The sequence below is a fragment of the Roseibium sediminicola genome (genome assembly GCF_023156505.1).
GTDB classification, from domain to species: Bacteria; Pseudomonadota; Alphaproteobacteria; order Rhizobiales; family Stappiaceae; genus Roseibium; species Roseibium sediminicola.
This window is the reverse complement of the sequence record NZ_JALNMJ010000012.1, coordinates 93626-115535: the sequence shown is the minus strand read 5'-3', so window position 1 is coordinate 115535 and position 21910 is coordinate 93626. Positions and strand designations below refer to the sequence as shown.

The 21910-nt window shown below is 62.5% G+C and carries 19 protein-coding genes; 8 read left to right on the top strand and 11 right to left on the bottom strand.

What is annotated here, in order from left to right; translation table 11 throughout:
- Positions 1-12: 12 nt before the first annotated feature.
- The 4 genes from xylB to xylF all read right to left on the bottom strand — a co-directional run bounded on the left by xylB (position 13) and on the right by xylF (position 4862).
- On the bottom strand, positions 13-1464 hold the full coding sequence (gene xylB, locus M0H32_RS17345; protein WP_248156229.1) for a xylulokinase: 1452 nt from the start codon (positions 1462-1464) through the stop codon (positions 13-15).
- 147 nt (positions 1465-1611) lie between these two features.
- Complete coding sequence (locus M0H32_RS17340; RefSeq protein WP_345779343.1) at positions 1612-2379, bottom strand: ATP-binding cassette domain-containing protein; 768 nt, start codon at positions 2377-2379, stop codon at positions 1612-1614.
- A gap of 24 nt (positions 2380-2403) precedes the next feature.
- Positions 2404-3693, bottom strand: coding sequence for a sugar ABC transporter permease (locus M0H32_RS17335; RefSeq protein WP_248156226.1), 1290 nt, complete (start codon positions 3691-3693; stop codon positions 2404-2406).
- Between the two features lie 137 nt (positions 3694-3830).
- Complete coding sequence (xylF, locus tag M0H32_RS17330) at positions 3831-4862, bottom strand: D-xylose ABC transporter substrate-binding protein (protein ID WP_248156225.1); 1032 nt, start codon at positions 4860-4862, stop codon at positions 3831-3833.
- A 349-nt stretch (positions 4863-5211) separates the two neighbouring features.
- On the opposite strand from xylF, the gene M0H32_RS17325 reads away from it, so the two are divergent.
- From M0H32_RS17325 to M0H32_RS17310, 4 genes are all read left to right on the top strand, one after another.
- On the top strand, positions 5212-6390 hold the full coding sequence (locus M0H32_RS17325; protein WP_248156224.1) for an ROK family protein: 1179 nt from the start codon (positions 5212-5214) through the stop codon (positions 6388-6390).
- Positions 6387-7814 (top strand): di-heme oxidoredictase family protein, encoded by a 1428-nt coding sequence (locus M0H32_RS17320; RefSeq protein ID WP_248156223.1) that lies wholly within the window; start codon positions 6387-6389, stop codon positions 7812-7814. The genes M0H32_RS17325 and M0H32_RS17320 overlap by 4 nt, the downstream gene beginning before the upstream one ends.
- Positions 7815-8047: 233 nt before the next feature.
- A complete protein-coding gene (locus tag M0H32_RS17315) occupies positions 8048-9745 on the top strand; it encodes a CRTAC1 family protein (RefSeq protein WP_248156222.1) in 1698 nt (565 codons plus the stop codon).
- A gap of 88 nt (positions 9746-9833) precedes the next feature.
- Positions 9834-10238 (top strand): RidA family protein, encoded by a 405-nt coding sequence (locus M0H32_RS17310; RefSeq protein ID WP_248156221.1) that lies wholly within the window; start codon positions 9834-9836, stop codon positions 10236-10238.
- 21 nt (positions 10239-10259) lie between these two features.
- Here the strand turns inward: M0H32_RS17310 and M0H32_RS17305 are convergent, their stop codons facing one another.
- The 6 genes from M0H32_RS17305 to M0H32_RS17280 all read right to left on the bottom strand — a co-directional run bounded on the left by M0H32_RS17305 (position 10260) and on the right by M0H32_RS17280 (position 16381).
- A complete protein-coding gene (locus M0H32_RS17305; RefSeq protein WP_248156219.1) occupies positions 10260-10841 on the bottom strand; it encodes an NAD(P)H-dependent oxidoreductase in 582 nt (193 codons plus the stop codon).
- A gap of 3 nt (positions 10842-10844) precedes the next feature.
- Positions 10845-12251, bottom strand: a complete 1407-nt coding sequence (locus M0H32_RS17300; protein WP_248156217.1) for an FAD-binding oxidoreductase — start codon at positions 12249-12251, stop codon at positions 10845-10847.
- A gap of 2 nt (positions 12252-12253) precedes the next feature.
- Positions 12254-13558, bottom strand: a complete 1305-nt coding sequence (locus tag M0H32_RS17295) for a cytosine deaminase (protein WP_248156215.1) — start codon at positions 13556-13558, stop codon at positions 12254-12256.
- Complete coding sequence (locus M0H32_RS17290) at positions 13558-14463, bottom strand: ABC transporter permease (RefSeq protein ID WP_248156213.1); 906 nt, start codon at positions 14461-14463, stop codon at positions 13558-13560. Before M0H32_RS17290 ends, M0H32_RS17295 begins: the two co-directional genes overlap by 1 nt.
- Before the next feature lie 2 nt (positions 14464-14465).
- Entirely contained in the window at positions 14466-15299 is an 834-nt protein-coding gene (locus M0H32_RS17285; RefSeq protein ID WP_248156212.1) for an ABC transporter ATP-binding protein, read from the bottom strand.
- A 71-nt stretch (positions 15300-15370) separates the two neighbouring features.
- The gene (locus M0H32_RS17280; RefSeq protein WP_248156211.1) at positions 15371-16381 is read right to left on the bottom strand and encodes an ABC transporter substrate-binding protein; all 1011 of its coding nucleotides are present in this window, start codon (positions 16379-16381) and stop codon (positions 15371-15373) included.
- A 178-nt stretch (positions 16382-16559) separates the two neighbouring features.
- Between M0H32_RS17280 and M0H32_RS17275 the strand changes: the two genes are divergently transcribed.
- Positions 16560-17495, top strand: coding sequence for a LysR family transcriptional regulator (locus tag M0H32_RS17275; protein ID WP_248156360.1), 936 nt, complete (start codon positions 16560-16562; stop codon positions 17493-17495).
- A gap of 11 nt (positions 17496-17506) precedes the next feature.
- On the opposite strand, the gene M0H32_RS17270 is transcribed toward M0H32_RS17275, so the two are convergent.
- Positions 17507-18322 (bottom strand): creatininase family protein, encoded by an 816-nt coding sequence (locus tag M0H32_RS17270; RefSeq protein ID WP_248156210.1) that lies wholly within the window; start codon positions 18320-18322, stop codon positions 17507-17509.
- Positions 18323-18630: 308 nt separating this feature from the next.
- Between M0H32_RS17270 and M0H32_RS17265 the strand changes: the two genes are divergently transcribed.
- The 3 genes from M0H32_RS17265 to preA all read left to right on the top strand — a co-directional run bounded on the left by M0H32_RS17265 (position 18631) and on the right by preA (position 21893).
- Positions 18631-18885 carry a hypothetical protein gene (locus M0H32_RS17265; RefSeq protein ID WP_248156209.1) on the top strand — a complete coding sequence of 85 codons (255 nt, stop codon included), beginning with the start codon at positions 18631-18633 and terminating at the stop codon, positions 18883-18885.
- Positions 18886-19195: 310 nt separating this feature from the next.
- Entirely contained in the window at positions 19196-20542 is a 1347-nt protein-coding gene (locus tag M0H32_RS17260; protein ID WP_248156208.1) for an NAD(P)-dependent oxidoreductase, read from the top strand.
- Positions 20543-20579: 37 nt separating this feature from the next.
- The gene (preA, locus tag M0H32_RS17255; RefSeq protein WP_248156207.1) at positions 20580-21893 is read left to right on the top strand and encodes an NAD-dependent dihydropyrimidine dehydrogenase subunit PreA; all 1314 of its coding nucleotides are present in this window, start codon (positions 20580-20582) and stop codon (positions 21891-21893) included.
- Positions 21894-21910: the final 17 nt, after the last annotated feature.

Genomic DNA, 21910 nt, shown 5'->3' with positions numbered 1-21910 from the left:
AATCAAGTCTCCTTAGAAACCGGCCTGTTTCAGGGCCGGATAAAGTTTGCGCCAACGGCCATAGGCCTCGGCATAGGGTGCGATGAGGTGCGGAACGGGATCGATGCTGGCTTTCAGGGCCGGCTTGGCGAAGATGCCGTCCGTGGTTCCTAACGCGGCCGCCTGGCCGAGACGGGCGGCGCCGAGCGAGGCGCCGAAGTCGCCATCGACCGGCACATCCACGGTCACGTTCAGAAGGCTGGCGATGATTTCCAGCCAGAGGGTCGAACGCGAACCGCCGCCGACAGCCAGCACCCGGTCGATGCCCGTGCCGGCGACGCTGAGCGCCTCGAGACAATCCTTGAGCGCAAAGGCGACGCCGTCGAGTACGGCATGGGTCAGCATGGTGTCGTCGGTCTCGTGGGAAATGCCGGCAAAGGTCGCGCGGATCTCGACATCATTGTGCGGCGTGCGTTCGCCGCCGAGATAGGGCAGGAACGACACAGGTGCGGGGCCCTCGACAGAGGTCAGCGCGGCGGTGAGATCCCCCGGCGAAGTTTTGAGCGTCCGGCCGAGCCAGTTGAGGCAATCGGTTGCCGACAGCATCACCCCCATCTGGTGCCAGGTGTCCGGCACGGCGTGACAGAAGGCATGGACCGCGTTGTCGACATTGGGCGAGAACCGGTCATTGGTGACAAAGAGCACGCCGGAGGTGCCGAGCGAGACAAAGGCCGAACCCGGATCGACAGCACCGACACCGCAGGCGGAGGCGGCGTTGTCGCCGCCGCCGCCGGCGACGACCGGTGCGGTCTCGAAACCCCAGCGCGCGCAAAGCTCACGGGTCAGGACACCGGATGCCGCCGCGCCCTCGACCAGACGCGGCATCTGAGCACGGGTGAGGCCGGTCGCGGCCAGAAGTGCAGCGCTCCAGTCGCGTTTGGCAACGTCGAGCCAGAGCGTGCCAGCGCTGTCGGACATGTCTCCGACGTATTCGCCGGTCAATCTGAAACGCACATAGTCCTTGGGCAGCAGGACCATGGCGGTCTTTGCGAAGATGTCCGGCTCGTTCTCGCGCACCCATTGCAGCTTCGGCGCGGTAAAGCCCGGCATCACCCGGTTGCCGCCAAGTTCCAGGAATTTCGGCTCGGCCCGTTCCAGCTCTAGGCATTGTTTTCCCGAGCGGCCATCGTTCCAGAGAATGCACGGGCGCAGCGGCTTGCCGGCGGCATCCAGAAGGGTGGCGCCATGCATGTGGCCGGAAAGTCCGATGCCCCTGACAGCGGCGAGCTCTTTCGGCGCCTGCCGCTTAAACGTATCGAGGACGGTTTCGCAAGCCGTCCACCAGCTGTCCGGATCCTGCTCCGACCAGCCCGGATGCGGACGCTCGACGGTCAGGTCTGCCGTTGCCGAGGCAATCAGGGACTGGTCTTCGCCAAGCAGAATGGCTTTGACCGAACTGGTGCCGATATCGAGACCGATATACATGAGGTGCGTTCCTCAAAATGAATCAAAAAGAATGCCGAAGCCCGTTTCCGGGGGATCGGCAGGGATCTTCGCACCGTCTTGCCTCAGGAGTCAGCCCCTGACACCGGTGCAAAGACCCGCGGGTCAAAACCCGCAGGCCGCGTTGGTTTAGCCGACCACGCTGTCGTCGACAAGAGCACCCGGTCCCGGGATCGCCCCATCCGGGCATTTGCCCAGGATGATCATGCCGAGCACATCGTCGTCGGTGACATCGGTGGTCTTGGCGGTGCCGACCAGCTGGCCGTTTTTCATCACGGCAATCCGGTCGCACAGCTGGAAGACATCGTGGATGTCGTGGCTGATCAGGAAGATGCCGAGGCCCTGTTTCTTAAGCTCCTGGATCAGCTCGGCCACCATCTGGGTCTCGTGGACCCCGAGGGCCGCCGTCGGCTCATCCATGATCAGGATCTTGGCATTGAAATAGACCGCCCGGGCGATCGCCACCGACTGGCGCTGACCGCCCGACAGGGCTTTCACCGGCGCATGGAACTTTTTGAAGTTCGGGTTGAGCCGGCCCATGATCTTGCGGGTTTCCGCTTCCATGGCGTCGTCGTCGACAAAGCCGAGCGGCGAGGTCAGTTCACGGCCGAGAAACAGGTTGGACGCGGCATCGAGATTGTCCGCCAGCGCGAGCGTCTGGTAGATAGTCTCGATGTTCTGCGCCCGCGCGTCGCGCGGCGAGTGGATGTGGACTTCCTTGCCGTTGATGCGGATTTCGCCGCTGTCGGCCTTGTAGGCCCCGGAGAGGATCTTGATCAGGGTCGACTTGCCGGCGCCGTTGTGGCCGAGCAATCCGACCACTTCACCGGGATAAAGATCGACCGTGACGTGATCCACGGCGCGCACCCCACCAAAGGAGATGCACATGTCTTTCATTTCTACGAGAGGCGCGTCCATGTCTTAGTCTCCCGTGCGCTTGCGATAGATGATGTCGACCAGCACGGCGAGAACCAGCACGGTGCCGACAACGATGTTCTGAAGCGGCGCGTCAACGCCGACCATGGCCATGCCCGACTGCAAGGACTGCATGATCAGGGCCCCGAGAATGGCGCCGTAGATCGTGCCGACACCGCCGGCGAGCGCCGTGCCGCCAATCACCGCGGCCGCGATGACGCGCAGTTCGTCGAGCGTGCCGATGTCGTTGGTCGAGAAGCCGAGACGTGCCGCGGCAACGGCCGCCGCCAATCCGCTGAGCGCACCCATTATGGCGAACACCTTCACGGTCAGAAAGCGGGTGTTGATGCCCGACAGTTCGGCAGCATCCGGATTGCCGCCGGTTGCAAAGATGTAGCGGCCGAGGCGCGTGCGCTGCGCCACCACGGTCATGACCACGGCAACCACGATCAGGAGCAGAACCGAATAGGGAATGCCGTAGCCCATGGTCAAGCCGTCCGGCAGGGTGTCCCCGGAGGCCTCGAAAATACGCTTCAGACGGGCTTTCGGAATGTCATAGGAATTCAGGATCCAGACAAAGCCGAGAATGGCAATCGAGGTGGTCACACCCATAGTGACTTCGGCCCAGGCCGGTTTCACTGGAAAGCCATGCGACGACTTGCGCCGGCGTGACGCCACCTGCAGCCAGAGAGCTGCGGCAACCGCTAGGATGCCGAAGATCCAGGACCCGGTTTCGCCCATGGTGCCGCCGATGCCACCGATCATGGTGAAGGTCTCGTCGAGCGGACCGATGGTCTGGCCGGAGGTGATGAACCAGGCAACGTTCCGCCAGACAAGCAAGCCGCCGAGCGTGACGATGAAGGCCGGGATGCCGAGATAGCCGATCATCCAGCCTTGGAAGGCGCCGATGGCAATGCCGACGGCCATGCCGGCGAGAATGGCCAGGATCCAGATCGCGGGATGGCCGAGGCCGAGAATGCCCGGCAGGACATCGGTCTGGACGACAGCCATGATCGCCGCGACGGTGGCCAGTACCGAGCCGACGGAGAGGTCGATATGACGGGTGACAATGACGAAGACCATGCCGGTCGCCATGATGGCCACGGAGACGGTCTGGATCGTCAGATTGAAGATGTTGCGCGGTGTCAGGAAGCGGAAATCGGTGAAAAAGTTGAACACCAGACACAGAACAACAAACGCCCCGATCATGCCCAATAGCCGGGTATCGAGCTGCAACGCGGCAAACATGTTTCGTGCTGTCGGGCCTTTTTGGCCGGACAGAGCGGTATCGGACATAGAGGTCACTCCTGCTTGGAGACCATCATGCTTTCGCATCGGGTGGCCCATCCCGGGGAACGGCTTCTTCAGCAAGCGGTCCCTGTTTAAAGGCCCCGGTTAACAGTAACCGGGGCCGCGCTTATCGCGTATTGTTATTAGTTACAGGGTGCCGGACCGTTTTCGACGCCCTGGCAGAGGTCTGCCTGAGAGATCCAGCCCGCGTCGACGACAGCGGTCAGGTTGTCCTTGGTGACCGGCAGCGGCGCCAGGAACTTGGCGGTCAGTTCGGTACCGGACGGCGAGGTCCAGGCCGCGGAACCTTCAACGTCGGAGAGCTCGGCGCCACCGCCGAGTGCAACGGCGATTTCACCGGCAGCCTTGCCGAGTTCACGGGCGTCTTTCCAGACGGACACGGTCTGGGTGCCCTTGGCGACGCGGTTCAGAGCGGCATGGTCGCCGTCCTGGCCGGAAACCGGAATGCCGTCCATGCCCTGAGCGGTCAGAGCGGCAACAACACCGCCGGCGGTGCCGTCGTTGGACGCGACCACGGCGTCAACCTTGTTGTCGTTGGCCGTCAGGATCTGTTCCATGTTGCGCTGCGCGTTCGCCGGCAGCCAGCCATCGGTATAGGCTTCGCCCACTATCTTGATGTCACCGGCGTCGATTGCCGCCTGCAGGACTTCCTGCTGGCCGCCGCGGAGGAAGTCCGCGTTCGGGTCGGTCGGGGAGCCCTTGATCATGACGTAATTGCCCTTCGGGGCAGCTTTCAGCACTTCACGAGCCTGCATGCGGCCGACTTCGACGTTGTCGAAGGTCAGGTAGAAGGCGCGCGGGTCGTCGATCAGACGGTCGTAGCCGACAACCGGGATGCCTTCGTCAGCAGCGGCCTGTACAGCCGGACCGATGGCCTGTGCGTCCTGAGCCAGGATGATCAGAGCGGTCGCGCCCTGCGCGATCAGGGCTTCCACGTCGGAAAGCTGCTTAGCGGAAGAGCTCTGCGCATCGGCGGAAATGTATTTCGCGCCGGCGGCTTCCAGAGCGCCCTTGATGGCGGCTTCGTCGGTCTTCCAGCGTTCTTCCTGGAAGTTCGACCAGCTGACGCCGACAACGACATCTTCAGCATGAGCGAGGTTCAGAGCGGTTGCGGACAGCAGGGCGCCCGCCAGCAAAGTGGTGATTTTACGCATTGCGATGTTTCCTCCAGTTGGTGCAGTCCACGTCGAACGGCTGCACCGAAAATGCGTCTGTTTCGAAGCGCCTTGTCGAGGCGCTTTCAGATAGGACAACCTTATTGTTATTTTTTTTGGTGTCCGAAAAAAAGTTGCAGGAAAGCGCAGCTCCTGTCAACATGGTTTTGCAAAACTTCGCTCCGCGGGCTTGAAAAATCCCGAAGAAGGGCGGAAAACCGGGAAAAACCCGGGGCAGAGGAAACACCGTGGGAAGAGCTGAGCGCACATGACTCGCAAGGCGGACCGGGATCAGATCCGGCGGCAAAACAGAAGTATTGTTCTACAGGCCCTGCGCCGGAACGGTCCGATGGCTCGGATCGATCTCGGTCAGATGACACGCCTGTCCCCTGCAACCGTGACGGCGATCACCTCCGATCTGCTGGACCAGGGACTGATCCTGTCCCTGGAGAGCGAGGAGCCGAAAGCGCCGCTGGCACGCGGCCGGCCACGCACGCTCCTGAAGCTCAATCCGGAAGCGGTCTACACGATCGGCGTGCGCCTCGCCGTCAACACGATCGACCTGTCGCTGGTCGATTTCGCCGGCGAGGTCGTCAGGGAGATCCGAACGCGCTTCGACACCGCGACCGCCGACGCGGACAGCTTCCCAGATGCGCTGGTCACGGCGATCCGGCAGTTCCTGCAGGAAGCCGGCATAGGCACCAACCGGGTCCGGGAAATCGGCGTCGCCGCGCAGGGCGTGGTCGAGACCGAAACCGGGATGGTCGCCTGGAGCCCGGCCTTCGCGGGCCGCAAGATCCCGATCGTCGGGCCGCTGCACGATGCCTTCGGCGCCGAGTGCTACATCTCCAACGACACCAACATGATCACCGAAGCGCTGCACTGGTCGGATCCGAACCGCTACAGCGGCACCTTCGCGGTGATCATGCTCGATTACGGTGTCGGCATGGGGCTTTATCTCAACAACCAGCTGTTTTCCGGGGCAAGCGGCACGGCGGCCGAATTCGGTCATGCCAATCATGTGCCCGGCGGCGCGCTTTGCCGCTGCGGCAAGAAGGGCTGCCTGGAAGCCTATCTTTCCGACTATGCCCTGGTCCGCGCGGCCTCCCACCTGCCGGAGGACACCGACCCGATCACGATCCGCGCCGGGGTCAGCGGGCTCGCCCGGCTGATCGAACTGGCCGGGTCCGGCGACAGCGATGCCTGCAAGGCCTTTCACGAGGCCGGCCGGGTGCTCGGCTACGGTCTTGCCCGGGTGATCGCGATGATCGACCCGAAACGGGTCGTCCTGACCGGCGCGGCCATGCGTGCCTTTGCCTTCATGGAAAAGGGCATGTGGGAAGGCCTCGAAGAGGCTCTGGTCGCCGATCTCAGGAACAATTTCTCGCTCGACGTCATGCCCTGGAACGAGGATTTCATCCGCAGTGGCCTGATCGCCCAGTCGATGGAACGGCTGGACAAGGACTTTCTCGGAAGCGCGTCCGCCAAGGGCTCCGCCCGGCCCGACAGCAAGGAGTTGATCGCATGATCCGCCCTATCGGCCTTTCCGCCTCGGGACTGGCGTTGATGCTCCTGCTGCCCCAGGCAGTCCTTGCCGATTCTGATCTGCCGCCCTGGAGCGAACGGGCCCTGACAGAGGATGTCGACCTCGACGCCCTTGCGGCCTCCGAAGAAGATCCGATCGCGGTGCTGCAGCCGCTCGGCGAAAAACTGTTCAAGGCCAAGTTCACGACGCTGGACGGCGCAGGACGTCCGGATGCGACCGGGGCTATCGTGCCGACCAAGGTGCGCCGGAAATCCCATCTGGCGTTCCAGCGCCTTGCCGGCATGGATGCCAATGCCTGCGCCTCCTGCCACAACGAGCCGGTCACGGGCGGCGCCGGCGCCTTCACCGCCAACGTGTTCGTCTCGGAAGGTTTCGAAAGCGCAGACTTCGACACGATCGACCCGCAATTTTCCAACGAACGCAACACCAACGCCATCCAGGGTGCCGGCCTGATCGAGCTGCTCGCCCGCGAAATGACCGCCGACTTGCGGTCTCAACGGCAGGCGGTGTTGACGAAGGCGCGCGCAAGCGGTCAGCCGGAAACGGTTGCCCTTGAAACCAAGGGCGTTGCCTTCGGAACGCTGACGGCCGGGCCGGACGGCACGCTGGATGTTTCGGGGATCGAGGGCATCGACGATGACCTGACCCTGCGCCCGTTCAGCCAGAAGGGCGTCTTTACCTCGCTGCGCCAGTTCACGGTGAATGCCATGAACGACCATCACGGCATGCAGGCGAGCGAACGCTTCGGCGCGGACTGGACCGGTTCGGACGACTTCGACGGCGACGGCCATACGGACGAATTGTCTCCCGGTCAGATTTCCGCCCTGGTGGCCTGGCAGGCAACTCTGGCCGCGCCGACCCGCAAACAGGACCTTCCGGACATCTGGCAGACCGCGGCAAAGGAAGGGGAAACGCTCTTCGGCGAGATCGGCTGCGCCTCCTGTCACATCCCGGCGCTGCCGCTGGAAAGCCTGACCTTTCAGGATCCCGGCCCTTTTGATACCGCCGGTACCTTGCGCCAGAGCGATGTCGGAATGCCGCTCAGCTACGATCTCGGCACGCTGGACTGGGTCAAGGCCCTGCCGAGGGACGCGGAGGGTCGTGTTCTGGTGCCGCTGTTCGGCGACCTGAAACGCCACAAGATCGCCGACGCGAAGAATGACACTTTCGGCAATGAACTGCTGGCCCAACGGTTTGTCGCGCGGGATGTCTTCATTACAGCGGAACTCTGGGGCATCGGCAGCACGGCGCCTTACGGCCATCGCGGCGACCTCACCACCCTGGACGAGGTTATCCTGGCCCATGGCGGCGAGGCGGCCGGCAGCCGCAAGGCCTATGCCGCGCTTGGCGAAAACGAACGCCAGTCCATCATCGCCTTCCTGCGCAGCCTGGAGATCGCCGAATGACCCGTATTTCCAAGGCGTTTGCCGCATCCGGCGAGAGCACCACAAACACCGATGTCACCCCGGTCGACCGCAGGGAGAACCGGGGCCCACTCATTTCCAGAGACTCGGTTTGGTTTGCTCTGTCCGAGGTTGAAACACGATCCGCTTCAGCAAGCGGCCAGGCGAGTAGGCCCCGGATCGGCGCTACGCTTGTCCGGGGTGACACCGGGTGTGGTGCATGCCGGAGTGCCCTTATGGCACCAGTGCAGACGCATGAAGGCGGTTCCGTCACCCGGAAAACAACCTGGTCCGCGTTCTCGGCAATTGCGCTAGTTCTGTCTGCGACTGCACCAGTCGCAGCACAGGACGAGATACTCACCTCCCTCGCTCCGGTCCCGACCTATGTCGAGGAAGCGCAGGCTGCCGGTCTCGATCATACCTATGACGGGGCCTGGGAGTTTTTTGTCGGTGGCGGTGCCGCCATACTCGACTGCAATGGCGACCGGCGGCCGGATCTCTTTCTGGCCGGCGGCAAGAATCCGGCGCAGCTTTTCCGCAACGACAGTCCGACCGGCGGCGCGCTGAAATTCACCGCTGTCGCGACCGGCCTCGGCGACCGGGAGGCGGACAAGATCCTCGGGGCCTATCCGCTCGATTTCAACAATGACGACGTCATTGATCTGGCAATCCTGCGCCTCGGCGAGAACCTGCTCCTGGAAGGCAAGGGCGACTGCAGCTTCACCGTTGCCAACCGGGCTCTCGGTTTTGACGGCGGACGCGAATGGACCACTGCCTTTTCGGCGACCTTCGAGCCCGGACTTGAGTATCCGACCCTGGCCTTCGGCAATTATGTCGACCGCTCCGCGCCCGGCTCGCCCTGGGGTACCTGCCACGACAATTTCCTGTTCCGGCCGGAAAAGACCGCCGAGGGCGGCGTTTCCTATCCGGAGCCGAGCCGGCTGTCGCCCGGCTATTGCACCTTGTCTATCCTGTTCACCGACTGGAACCGGTCCGGCGAAGCCGCGCTCCGGATTTCCAACGACCGCCACTATTATCGCGGCGGCGAGGAACAGCTCTGGGCCGTGCCGCCGGGACGCCCGCCCCGGCCCTACCGCAAGTCGGACGGCTGGCAGCACCTGAAGATCTGGGGCATGGGCATTGCCTCCGTCGATCTCGATGTCGACGGGTTCCCGGAATATGCGCTCACGTCCATGGGCGACACCAAACTGCAGAAACTCGATGTGGAGGCGGACGAAACCGTCCCCGTCTATCAGGACATTGCCTTCGATCTCGGCGTGACCGCGCACCGGCCCTACAAGGGCGAGGACCTGAAGCCGTCGACCGGCTGGCATTCGGAATTCCAGGACGTCAACAATGACGGGCTATGGGATCTCTTCATTGCCAAGGGCAACGTGGAAGCCATGCCGGACTTTGCCGCCTATGACCCGGACAATCTCTTGATAGGCCAATGGGGCGGTACCTTCACCGAAGCAGGCGGTCCCGCCGGGATCGGTCTTGACCGGCGCGGCCGGGGCGCGGGCCTGGCGGATTTCAATTCCGACGGACTTCTCGACCTGGTGGTCGTCAACCGGGCGGCGCCCGTCAGCCTGTTCCGAAATGTCGGCCGGGGCACGGAAGCCGCTCCGAAACCGCTCGGCAATTTCCTGGCGATCGATGTGCGCCAGCCCGGCCAGCCCAACAGCCGCGCGGTCGGCGCCAAGATCAGCGTCAAGACCGGCAATCACACCCGGGTCAAGGACATCCAGATCGGCGCCGGCCATGCCTCCGGCCAGATGGGGTTCCTGCATTTCGGCCTTGGTGTCGCCGAGCGGGCGAATGTGCGCATCAAGTGGCCGGACGGCGACTGGAGCCACACCTACCGCGTCTTTGCCAACAGCCACGTGATCATCGAGCGCGGCGCGGAAAAAGCCAAGCTCTGGTACCCGGAATAAGCCCAAAAAACAGGCGTTCCCAGGGGGTGACATTTCAAGATGCCTGCCGGAAAATACGGCGGACAATCAATGATTTGGAACCCCTCCCATGGCTGATCGCGCGGACAAGACAAGCTTCAACCCCGCCTCGGTACGCGCGCCGTTCGGCAATTACAGCCACGGCCTGCTGGTGCCCCCCGGCGCCAGCCTGCTGGTGACCTCGGGCCAGCTCGGCATCCGGCCGGACGACACGATCCCGCCCGACGTGACCGGTCAGGCCGAACTCTGCTTCGAGGCCGTCAAGGCCATCCTGGCGGATGCCGGCATGAGCTTCGACGATGTCATCCGCATTTCCGGCTTCGTGACCCGGCGTGAAGACTTTTCTGACTACATGGCCGTGCGTGACCGCTACACAGGCCCGTTGAAGCCAGTGTCGACCCTGCTCGTAGTCGGCGGTTTCACGCGCGCGGAGTTTCTGGTCGAAGTGGAAGTGACAGCGGCGAAGGTTTTCTAGGACAAGAACCGTGGAGCGGTCTCAAAACCGCTCCATTTCCCGGCCGACCTTGTCCAGAAAAGCACCCGTCGTCTCCGGCGTGCAGTTGTTCATGTCGTAATGGGCCAGGTAGCGCACCGGGGCGCCAAGCTTGATCTGCGCGCGGATGACCCGCTTGACGATCTTGCGCGGCGGATCGCCGACCAGAAACGCCCGCCAACGGTCGCCGCCATAGGTCATCACGGCCGCCAGCTTGCGGATGTGGCGCAGGGTCGGGGTCAGCTTGCCGTCTTCCAGGTCGAAGGAGACGCCGGGCAACCAGACCCGGTCGAAATAGCCCTTCAGAATGGCCGGAAAGCCGAAATTCCAGACCGGCGTGCAGATCACCAGGCCCTCGGCGGCCTTGAGGCGCTCGCAATAGCTGTCGACCTTCTGCCGGTTGTCCGGAATGGTGTGATAGATGTCCCGGTCCCATGCCGACAGGACCGGGTCAAAGCCTTCCGCGTAGAGATTGCAGCCATCGACTTCGTGACCGGCCTTTTCCAGGCTGTCGCAGGTTTTCTGGTAGAGCGCCCGGCCGAAGCTTTGCTCCTGCGGATGCGAATGAAGGACAAGGACGCGCATTCCTCAGGCCTCTGCAAAGGCCTGGAGGCCCGGGAAAAGGTAGTTCTTGCCGGCCGAGAAATCGAAATCCGGATTGTCCCAGGCAATCATCTTGCCGGGATTGAGCAGACCTTTCGGATCGGTTTCCTTCTTGAAGGCAAGCTGGACCTGATCGGTCTGTTTCATGCCGCCCTCTTCCAGCGTGTAACGATGCGGATTGAACACCGGGCAGCCGTTTTCCTCGTGCAGGCGGATGATCTCGCCCAGCCGTTCTTCGGTGGTGTAGCGAATCAGCGGCAGGCCGGAACACTGGACCTGGCCGTCAAAACGCAGGAATTCCAGATGGCCGAAGATTTCGCCCGGGAACATTTCCGTCGTTTTCCGAACCAGCTCCACATGGTTCGGGCCGGGATACTGGGTCTGCAGATAGGTGAAGGAATTGTCGAATTTCAGCGCCCGCAAGGTGGTGTGGTTCCAGGCAAGCTCATAGGCATGGGGAATGCCCTTCATGCTCTCCACTTCGTCGGAGCGGAAGCGGATCTCGCCCTTCATGCGTTCGGCAAGCGCTTCTACGGCCGACATCGAGTTTGGTGCCACCATTAGAACCGTGACGGACTCGCCCTCCTTCAGCCATGGCTTGTGCCGGGTGAAATAGTCGAACGGGATCGGCGCGGCGATCGGCGCGACTTCCTTCAGGAGCAGACCGTTGCTGCGCGCCAGCTTGTCGGAAAAGACCACCGCGTCCATGAAGGTCTCATGGCCGACGATGACATCCACCCAGTCATGGGCGGTCGCGAGCGGCATCTCGACTTCGGTGATGATGCCATTGGTGCCATAGGCGTGACTGACTTTTTGCAGATCCCAGGTGGACAGCTCAAGCACCCGGGGCTCGGCTTCCATGGTGACAATACGCAGGCGCAGGATGTTGCCGAGATCCCGAAGGCCGCCCCAGTGGACGGAGCCGACACCGCCCGAGCCGCCGGCGATGAAGCCGCCGATGGTGGCGGTCTGCGCGGTGGACGGATGAAACCGCAGCTCCTGGCCGGAATGGTCCCTGGTGATCTTGTCGAGCTTGGCCATGACGATGCCCGGGCCGCAAACCACACGGCCCGGCGCGATTTCCTTGACCCCGTCCATTTTCGACATGTCGAGCACAATGCCTCCCGACAACGGCATGGCCTGACCGTAATTGCCGGTGCCGGCGCCGCGCGGTGTCACCGGAACGCCGTGCGCAAAGGCGGTCTTCAGCACCCGGATCACTTCCGCCTCGTCCTTCGGCGAGACCAGCAGATCGCCGGTAACGTTGTCGAGCTGGGCTTTCAGAACCGGGGAATACCAATAGAAATCGCGGCTCTTGGCCTGAACCAGGCGCGGATTGTCTTCCACGGCGATGCCGTCGAGTTCGGCCTTGATCTTTTCATAGTCGGCCATGGTCAGCCTCTCATCAGCGGGTCAAGTTCAGAATAATCCGGCAGGCGGCGGTCGATGCCCATGCCATTCCGCATCACGATGCGGTCCGCCTGCGGACGGGACAGAAATTCGCTCCAGCTCCGGGCGTGGAAAATCACCAGGTCGGCGCCAAGACCTGCGGCAATACGGCCTGCCTCAGGCACCTTCAAAATGTCGGCCGGCAGGCTGGTGACAACCTTGGCAGCATGATCGAGCGGGTGATCCAGGTGCGCGATCCGGACCGCCTCGCGAAAGACCTCGACCATGTCGAGATCGCCATAGGCGTAGAACGGATCGCGGGTGTTGTCGGAGGCAACCGCGACCGGCACGCCGGCGGCCGCAAGCTCGTGCAACAGCGTGATGCCCCGGAATCGCGGGGTCCGGTGCGCCTGCCGGTCCTGCAGGTACATGTTGCACATGGGCAGGGAGACGACGGACAGCCCGGCCTCGAAAACCTTCTCGATCGTGGTTTTTGCGGTGTCGTCGTCCTGTCGTGCCAGGGAACAGCAATGGCCGACCGTGACCGCACCTTCAAAGCCGTTGCGAAGCTTGGCTTCGGCGATTTCAAGCAGCGTCAGGACGCCGGCATCCTGGGTCTCGTCGACGTGGAGGTCGATGTCGAGCCCCTTGTCCGCCGCCGTCCGGAACAGGATGTCCAGTCTCTTGTCCAGATCCGGCATCGGGTAGGTGACCCCACCGAGCAGGGCGCCGCTTGTTGAGACCACCTCGACCAGATCGGCGAAATAAGCCTTGTCATCGATTGCATCGATTGGAAAGAGAGCCACCGCCTGCAAGTTGATCCGGTCCTGCCAGCGCGCGCGCATCTCCGTGAAAACGTCGAAGGAGATCCGGTGCTGCGGCGCCAGGCTGTCGATATGGGTGCGCAGCAGCGAGGTTCCATGGGCATAGGCGCAGCGCAGGGAGAAATCCATGCGCGTTTCGACATCCGCCGCCGTCCAGTTGGCTTCCCGATCAGCGCGGACCGCCGCAAGCGCGCCATCGAAATCACCCGTCGGGTTGGGCTGCCGGTCCCAGATATGGCCCTTGTCGATATGGGTGTGCATGTCTGCAAAGCAGGGCCAGACCATCCTGTTGTGAAGATCAGCCCCCTCAAGGTCCCCAGGCGCGGAGCCCGCGGGCAGAACGGCCTCGATCCGGCCGTCCGAAATGACTAGATCCGCGGAGCACAGGCCGTCTTTCGTGGGACCGTCAAATCCAGGCGCGACAGCGACCGGCAGGGTTGCGGTGCGCAGCACGAAACGGCTGCTTGAAGGAAGGACCAGCGACATCAGTTTTCCCGCTTCAGGCTGCTTTCGTGCCAGCGATGCAACGTCCACCAGGAGATGAAGGAGGTCAGCGCGAAAATCAGCACGCCCAGGCTCGCCAGCAGGAACAGCGCGGCGAAGAGTCGTGAAATGTTGAGCCGGAACTGGGATTCCAGCAGGCGGAAGGCAAGGCCCGAGCCCGCGCCGGCGGACCCGGCGGCAAACTCGGCAACCACCGCCGCAATCAGCGCCAGCCCGCCGCCGATCCTGAGGCCTGTCATGAAATAGGGCAGGGAAGCAGGCAGCTTCAGGTAGATCAGCGTCTGCCAGCGCGAGGCGCCATAAAGCTCGAACAGGTTGAGCAGGTTGTGATCGACGCTTTTCAGGCCCTGCACCATGTTGGAGAGGATCGGGAAAAAGGCGACCACGAACGCGCAGATCAGGAGCGCCGATTGCGTGGTCGGCGCATAGATCAGGATCAGCGGCGCAATGGCGATGATCGGTGTGACCTGCAGGATCACCGTGATCGGGTAAAGCGCGACCTCGATCCAGCGCGACTGGACCAGCAGAATGGCCATGCCGCCGCCCCCGATCAGCGCCAGGGCCAGCGAGGCGATGGTGATCTTGGTGGTGACCCAGAGCGCGGGCAGCAGTATATGCCAGTCCGAGATCAGCGATTTCACCACCAGATCCGGCCCGGGCAGGATGTAATGCGGCGTCTCATTGACGGTGACCATGATCTGCCAGAACGCGATCAGGAAGGCGATGACGCAGATTGGGACAAGGATCGTCAGGAGCCGGTCGCGGCGCTTGATTGCGGCGGCGCTTTCCCTGGTCGGCAATTGCACAGCCGCCGGTGCTTTCGACTTTGACGCGCCTGCATGATCGGTCGTCGGCGCGGGCTGCAGGTCTTCATTGGCGGATGTCATCGTCAATGCTCCTCGCCTCCCATGGCTTCGGACAGTTTGGCGGAGACGTCCGCGCAGGCCTGCCGGTATTCCTCGGACGTGCGATAGCGGACGTCCCGCTCCAGGCTGGTATGCAGGGGGAAATCGGCGTGGACCCGGCCGGGACGGGCCTTCATCACAACGATCCGGTTGGCGAGATAGGCGGATTCATAGACGGAATGGGTCACGAAGATCACCGTTATACCTGTTGCCTTCCAAAGCGCCAGCACGTCGTCATTGAGCTTCTGCCGGGTGATTTCGTCGAGCGCCGCGAAGGGCTCGTCCATCAGCAACAGCTTCGGTTCGGTCACCAGCGCGCGGGCAATCGAGACCCGCATCTTCATGCCGCCGGAAAGTTCGCGCGGATAGGCGTCGGCAAAGTCTTCTAGCCCGACGCTCTCCAGGGCTGCGTAGATCTTGTCCGCCGCCGCCTTTTTCGACAGGCCCTTCAGGCGCAGCGGCAGGTAGACGTTGCCGAAGACGGTCTGCCACGGCATCAGCGTCGGCTCCTGGAAGACAAAACTGATGTCGCCGTCCGGCAGCCCACGCGCGTTAATGCGGAAACTCGGCCAGTCGATGCTTCCTTCCGAGATCCCACCAAGACCGGCGATGATCCTGAGCGCGGTGGACTTGCCGCAGCCGGAGGGCCCAAGCAGGCTGATGAACTCGCCGGGACGCACCGTCATCGACATGCCCGAAAGGGCAAGCGTGCCGTTGGAGAAGACCTTCGAGACGGCGTCCATCGCCACGAGGGGGCGGGAAGACGGAGTACTGCGGGCTGTTGAAAGTGCCGTGCTGCCCGGTTCGGCTGTGACCATGCTCAACTCTGCGTCTGGAGACGGCCGCCCCGCGCAGGTGCGCGCGAAGCGGATCATTGCCGGACCCGGCCTTACTTCTTCAGATCGAGGCCGACGCCCTTACAGACGAATTCCGTCGTATAAGACTGCGTGTAGTCAAGCCCTGCCTCAACCACATCGATCGATGCCAGCGTGTCGAAGAACTGCTTGAAATGTGCGTCGGTCATGCAGCCGATACCCTTTTCGATGGTCTCGCCGCTGTCGACGATGCCGTATTCCTTCATCTTGGCGAGGGAATAGGCGAGCTGCCCGTCGGTCATTTCCGGGTTGTCCGCCTTGATCAGTTCGTTCGCCGCGGCATTGTCGCCGTAAAGATAGTTGTACCAGCCCTCGATGGAGGCATCGACAAAGCGCTGGACCAGGTCCGGGTTGTCCTCGACCAGGGCCTTGGAGGTGGTGATCATGGTCGAATAGGGCGTCCAGCCCTCATCAGCGAGCAGGAACACTTTCGGCGCCCAGCCGGCCTGTTTTTCGATCTCGTAGGGCTCAGACGTCAGGTAGCCCTGCTGCGCGGACTTCGGATCGACGATGAAGGGGGCTGGGTTGAAGGTGTAGGGCTTGAACTGGGCATCGGAAAAGCCCTCGAAGTTCTTCTTCATCCACTCGAAATAGGTGACGTAGCCGTCCTTGCCCATGTAGATGGTTTCGAGCTTGGCGAGGTCCGTGAACTTGTCGATGCCCTGGTCCGGATGCGCAGTCAGGATCTGCGGATCCTTCTGGAACATGCTGGCCACGTTGATGAAGGGAATGCCTTCCTTGACATGGTCGAAGCCCTTCAGCGTACCACCCATGTAGAAATCGATCTTGCCGGAAATCAGCAGGGCATCGTTGGCCGCCTGCGGCCCGCCCGGCGCGATCGTGACCTTGAGGCCGTATTTCTCATAGGTCCTGTCCGCGACCGCCTGGTAAAATCCGCCATGCTCGGCCTGTGCCAGCCAGTTGGTGCCGTAGGTCACTTCGTCCAAAGCCACAGCCTGATGCGCAGCGAGCCCGGTGAACAAAACAGTCGCTAGAACCGTCTTGGTGGATGGAAAAACTGTCATTCGAGAGCCTCCAGTATAACAAATCCGGCGCAAAACCGCGCATTTCCAAAACGATTTGAGCCCTTGAAGCGCACGTTGAAAAGCATCAAAATTCGCCTGCAGCGATGCCTTATTGTCATCGCTGGGTTTTCTGGTGATCAAATGTGCCGCATGCATAAAAAGGAGGCATTAATTGGCCCTGCTCCATTCGAGAAAGCTGCTCTATCTGGACGAGATCGCAAGGTCGGGATCGATCAGGAAGGCAGCGGACCGCCTCAATGTCTCCTCCTCGGCCATCAACCGTCAGATCCTTGCACTGGAAGAGGAATTCGGTGTGCCCCTGTTCGAGCGGCTGCCGCGCGGGCTGCGCCTGACGGCGGCGGGAGAACTCTGCATCGAGCACATCCGCGGTGTTCTGAAGGACTATGCCAGGCTGGAGACCCGGATCCGGGCGCTCAAGATGCCGCATGCGGGCCAGGTGTCGCTGGTCACCACGGTTGGGCTCGCCTCCGGCCCGCTGCCCGAGATCATCGCCAAATTCATCGAGACAAATCCGCGCGTTCACATCAAGCTGCGCAGCGACGGCGGCACCACGACCATCAATCCCGTGCTAACGGGCGAGGTCGATATCGGCCTTGGCTTCAATATTGCCGCGACACCCGGGCTGCGCACGCTCGCGACCTTCGACATTCCGATCGGCGCGGTGGTGCCTCCGGATCACCGGCTCGCGCAGGAAACCGGCCCGGTGGATCTGGTCGATGTGGTCCAGGAGCGGCTGGTTCTGGCCCAGTCAGGGACCAGTCTGCGCGATGTGATCAACCTGGTTCTGTCCTCGGTGCCAATCCCGGTCGAACCGGTGCTGGAGACCAATTCATCGGAAACCGTCCGCCAGCTGGTCCGCCGCGGCATCGGCATCAGCCTGCTCAACCCGCTCGACGTGCTGGCTGAATGCCGGCGCGGCGAACTGGTGTTCCGGCCGCTGAACGCGGCGCGCACGCATCATCAGCCAATGAAGCTGTTCACGCGGGCGCGCGCTTCCATGGACGCGGCGACCAGCCTGTTCGTTGAATTTCTTCTGCAAGAACTCGTTGCCGAAGTGGAAGAGTTGCAGCGCGCAGGCAGCCTGCCCGCCTGAAAACGGGATTGTTAAGAGGTTTCGCCCTGGCTCGGCACATAAAGATCGGCGAGCGAATAGTCCCTGAAGTCTCGCAGCATCTCGATGAATCCGGCCGCCTGGTGCACACTGATGGCAACCCCTTTTTCGGCCGTGCCTTTCGAGGCATCGCCGACGACGCCGGCCGGATTGAGGTCGTGCGCAATCCAGGCCAGGGCATGGGGCGGGGTCGGCTGGATGAATTTTGACAGCTTCTGCATTTCTTCCGCCTTCGAGGCGAAATTCTCGGCCTTGTCCATGCGCACAAGCTCGGGCCGGAAATGCAGCATCAGCGAGGTTTCGACCTCGCCGCCGTGAATGCCGAACTTTGTCTCATGAGCCGAGATCATGCCCTCCGGATGGCCGAACCGGCCCCATTGGGTCACAAGCACCGCCATGTCGAAGCGGACCCGCAACTCACGTGAGACAATGCTGATGATGTCCGTATTGCCGCCATGGGAATTGACGATCACCATCTTGCGCAGCCCGGCCTCGCAGACCTTCTGGCCAATTGCTGTCCAGACCGGAATAAGAAGCTCGGCGCTCAGGGACAGGGTTCCGGGGCCATATTTATGCTCGTTGGCCTTGCCGATCTCCTGGATCGGCAGCACCAGGATGTCGAGATCTTCCGGAAGCTGCCTGCGCGTTTCCTCCAGCATGCCCTGAGCGATGGCGACGTCCGTCGCGATCGGCAGATGTGGCCCATGCTGCTCGGTCGACGCCGTCGGCAGGATGGCGATGACCCGCTCCGGGTCCAGGGACGCAAAATCCGACGCGTTCAGTTCGTTCCAGAAGAAATGCCTGGCCATCGGCGCTGCCCAACCCTCGTTTCACAAGTCGTTCCCGAGAGTTAGGCAGGTACCCGGCACATGAAAAGCATCATTATGTCCGCAGCCCGCTGCCTTTTTGTGGACGGTCACCAATCGCCCCGGCCCGCTTTGCACGAGAGGAGAGCTTATCCCCAACCGTCCACAGTGATGAAAATTTGGGCGCGCCCGCATCTCCGCAAAGTGGTGCCGGTCACATTTACACCAAATATTTACCCTGTGATGAAGCCGGTGGATCGCTGCGGTGAGGCTCGGGCCGTGGCTTTGGGTAGGAGAAGGTGGGCAATAGCATGGTTGTTGCGTTCTTTGTAGCGGTCGTCCTCTATGGCGCCGTCACGCTTGTATTTCTGATCCTGTCGTCGGCGGAGCTGCTCGATAGCGGCTTGAGTACGCCCACCAGTCTGGCCAGCGTTCTGGTCACATCCCTTTTCTGGCCGGTCACGCTTGTGGCGATGAGCCTGCTTGTTATTTTCCAGGCCTTGTGTGAGCGCGCGTCGCGCAAGACGTATGCGCCCGCCCTGAGACTCGTGCATAGGTCCAACTGACCGCAAAACACACGCGCGAAACCCTCTCTTCCGGACAGCGGTCCGTTCTGTCTGCATGTCGGTTTTCGTTTCTGGCTGCCAATTTGGAGCCGGAAACCGCGCCATGGCGCAAATTTCATCATCCATATATTTTCGTACTAAGCTGCTGGAAAATCGGCAACTTTATTTCTGATTTTTTTCCTCAAGTTTATAATCGTTCCAAAAAAAATTTGACTAACTGTTCAAATTTTCCTCCAATGTAGTGGTGAGCCTCCTCATTCAACGAAGGCGGCCGCTTTCAAAAACGATCGCCAACCTTCCGGAGATCTCCATGACCCAGACCAAAGCCGGCCCGGATATTGCCGCCGGGCGCTTGCCTGAGGACGCATACGCAGAGAATTTTTCCGATCTGCACCCCTTGCTGGAACCGCACGAGGCGCAGGTCGAGGCCGACCGCTGCTATTTTTGCTACGACGCGCCCTGCATGCAGGCCTGCCCGACAAGCATCGACATTCCGCAATTCATCCGCCAGATCTCGACCGGCAACCCGACCGGGTCGGCGAAGACGATCTTCGAGCAGAACATCCTCGGCGGCATGTGCGCCCGCGTCTGTCCGACCGAGACCCTGTGCGAACAGGTCTGCGTGCGTGAAGTGGCCGAAGGCAAGCCGGTGAAGATCGGCCAGCTGCAGCGCTATGCCACCGACCACTACATGGCCGAGAACGACACCACGCCGTTTACCCGCGCCGCGCCGACGGGCAAAAAGGTCGCCGTGGTCGGCGCCGGCCCGGCGGGCCTTTCCTGCGCCCACCGGCTGGCTGTCCATGGCCACGACGTCACGCTGTTCGATGCCAGGGACAAGGCCGGCGGCCTGAACGAATTCGGCATCGCCTCCTACAAGTCCGTCGACAATTTCGCGGCCCGCGAAGTCGAGTTCATTCTCTCCATCGGCGGCATTGAACTGAAGACCGGCATGCGCCTTGGCGACAATCTGGATCTGGCCACGCTGCGGTCCGATTATGACGCGGTGTTCCTCGGCATTGGCCTCGGCGGCGTCAACGCGCTCGGCCTCGATGGCGAGGACAAGAGCGGCTCGCTCGACGCGGTCGACTACATTGCCGACCTGCGCCAGGCAGGCGATCTCTCCAAGCTGCCTGTCGGACGCCGGATCGTTGTCATCGGTGGCGGCATGACCGCCGTTGACATCGCCGTCCAGACCAAACTGCTCGGCGCGGACGATGTCACCATCGCCTACCGGCGTGGCCAGGACCGGATGAACGCCTCGGAATACGAGCAGCATCTGGCCCAGACCACCGGCGTCAAGATCATGACCTGGGCCCAGCCCAAGGCGCTGGTCGGAGCCAATGGTGCCATCACCGCGATTGAGCTGGAACGCACCGAAGAGCAGAATGGCTCCCTGAAAGGCACCGGCGAGACCGTGACCCTGCCGGCCGACATGGTCTTCAAGGCCGTCGGCCAAACCCTGGTCAAGGCCGATCTCGGCGACGCGCTCACCCTGGACAAGGGCCGGATCGTGGTTGGCGACGACCGCAGGACCAGCCTTTCCGATGTCTGGGCCGGTGGCGACTGCATTCTTGGCGGCGAAGACCTCACGGTCGCGGCCGTCGAAGACGGCAAGGTCGCCGCTGAAAGCATCAACGCCGCCTTGAGCGCTTGAAGGCGCCCGGTGTCACGGATTTCGAGGGAGAGCCATCATGGCTGACTTGCGTACAGACTTCATCGGCATCAAATCGCCGAACCCGTTCTGGCTGGCCTCCGCGCCGCCGACAGACAAGGAATACAACGTCGTCCGCGCCTTCAAGGCCGGCTGGGGCGGCGTTGTCTGGAAGACGCTCGGCGAGGACCCTGCGGTGGTCAACGTCAACGGCCCGCGCTACGGCGCGATCCACGGCAAGGACCGGCAGCTGATCGGCCTCAACAACATCGAGCTGATCACCGACCGGCCGCTGGAAGTGAACCTGCGCGAAATCAAGCAGGTCAAGCGCGACTGGCCCGACCGGGCTCTGGTCGTGTCGCTGATGGTGCCCTGCGAGGAGCAGAACTGGATCGACATCCTGCGCCGTGTCGAAGAGACCGAGGCAGACGGCGTCGAACTCAATTTCGGCTGCCCGCACGGCATGAGCGAGCGCGGCATGGGCTCGGCCGTCGGTCAGGTGCCGGAATATATCGAGATGGTCACGCGCTGGGTGAAGCAGCATTCGCGCATGCCCTGCATCGTCAAGCTGACCCCGAACATCACCGATGTGCGCAAGCCGGCCCAGGCCGCCAAGGCGGGCGGGGCGGACGCGGTCTCCCTGATCAACACCATCAATTCGATCATGGGCGTCGATCTCGACATCATGTCGCCGTCGCCCTCCGTCGACGGCAAGGGTGCCCATGGCGGCTATTGCGGCCCGGCGGTCAAGCCGATCGCGCTCAACATGGTCGCTGAAATCGCCCGCGACCCGGCCACCCACGGCCTGCCGATCTCGGGCATTGGCGGGGTGACCACCTGGCGGGATGCGGCCGAGTTCATGGCACTTGGCGCCGGCTCGGTGCAGGTCTGCACGGCAGCGATGACCTACGGCTTCAAGGTGGTCGAGGACATGATCGACGGCCTCAGCGACTGGATGGACAAGAAGGGCTACACCTCCGTCGACCAGTTTGTCGGCAGCGCGGTGCCCAATGTCTCCGACTGGCAGTATCTGAACCTCAACTACATCGCCAAGGCCAAGATCGACCAGGACCTCTGCATCCAGTGCGGCCGCTGCCACATCGCCTGCGAGGACACCTCTCACCAGGCGATCACCAACATGGTCAATGGCGAACGCATGTTCGAGGTGATCGACGAGGAATGCGTCGGCTGTAACCTGTGCGTTAATGTCTGCCCGGTCGAGAACTGCATCACCATGGAGCCGATGGCGCCTGGCAGCATCGATCCGCGCACCAAGAAGCCGGTCGTAAAGGATTACGCCAACTGGACGACCCATCCGAACAATCCGATGGCCGTCACCGAAGCCGCCGAATAGGCGTCTCCCTCCCGGAA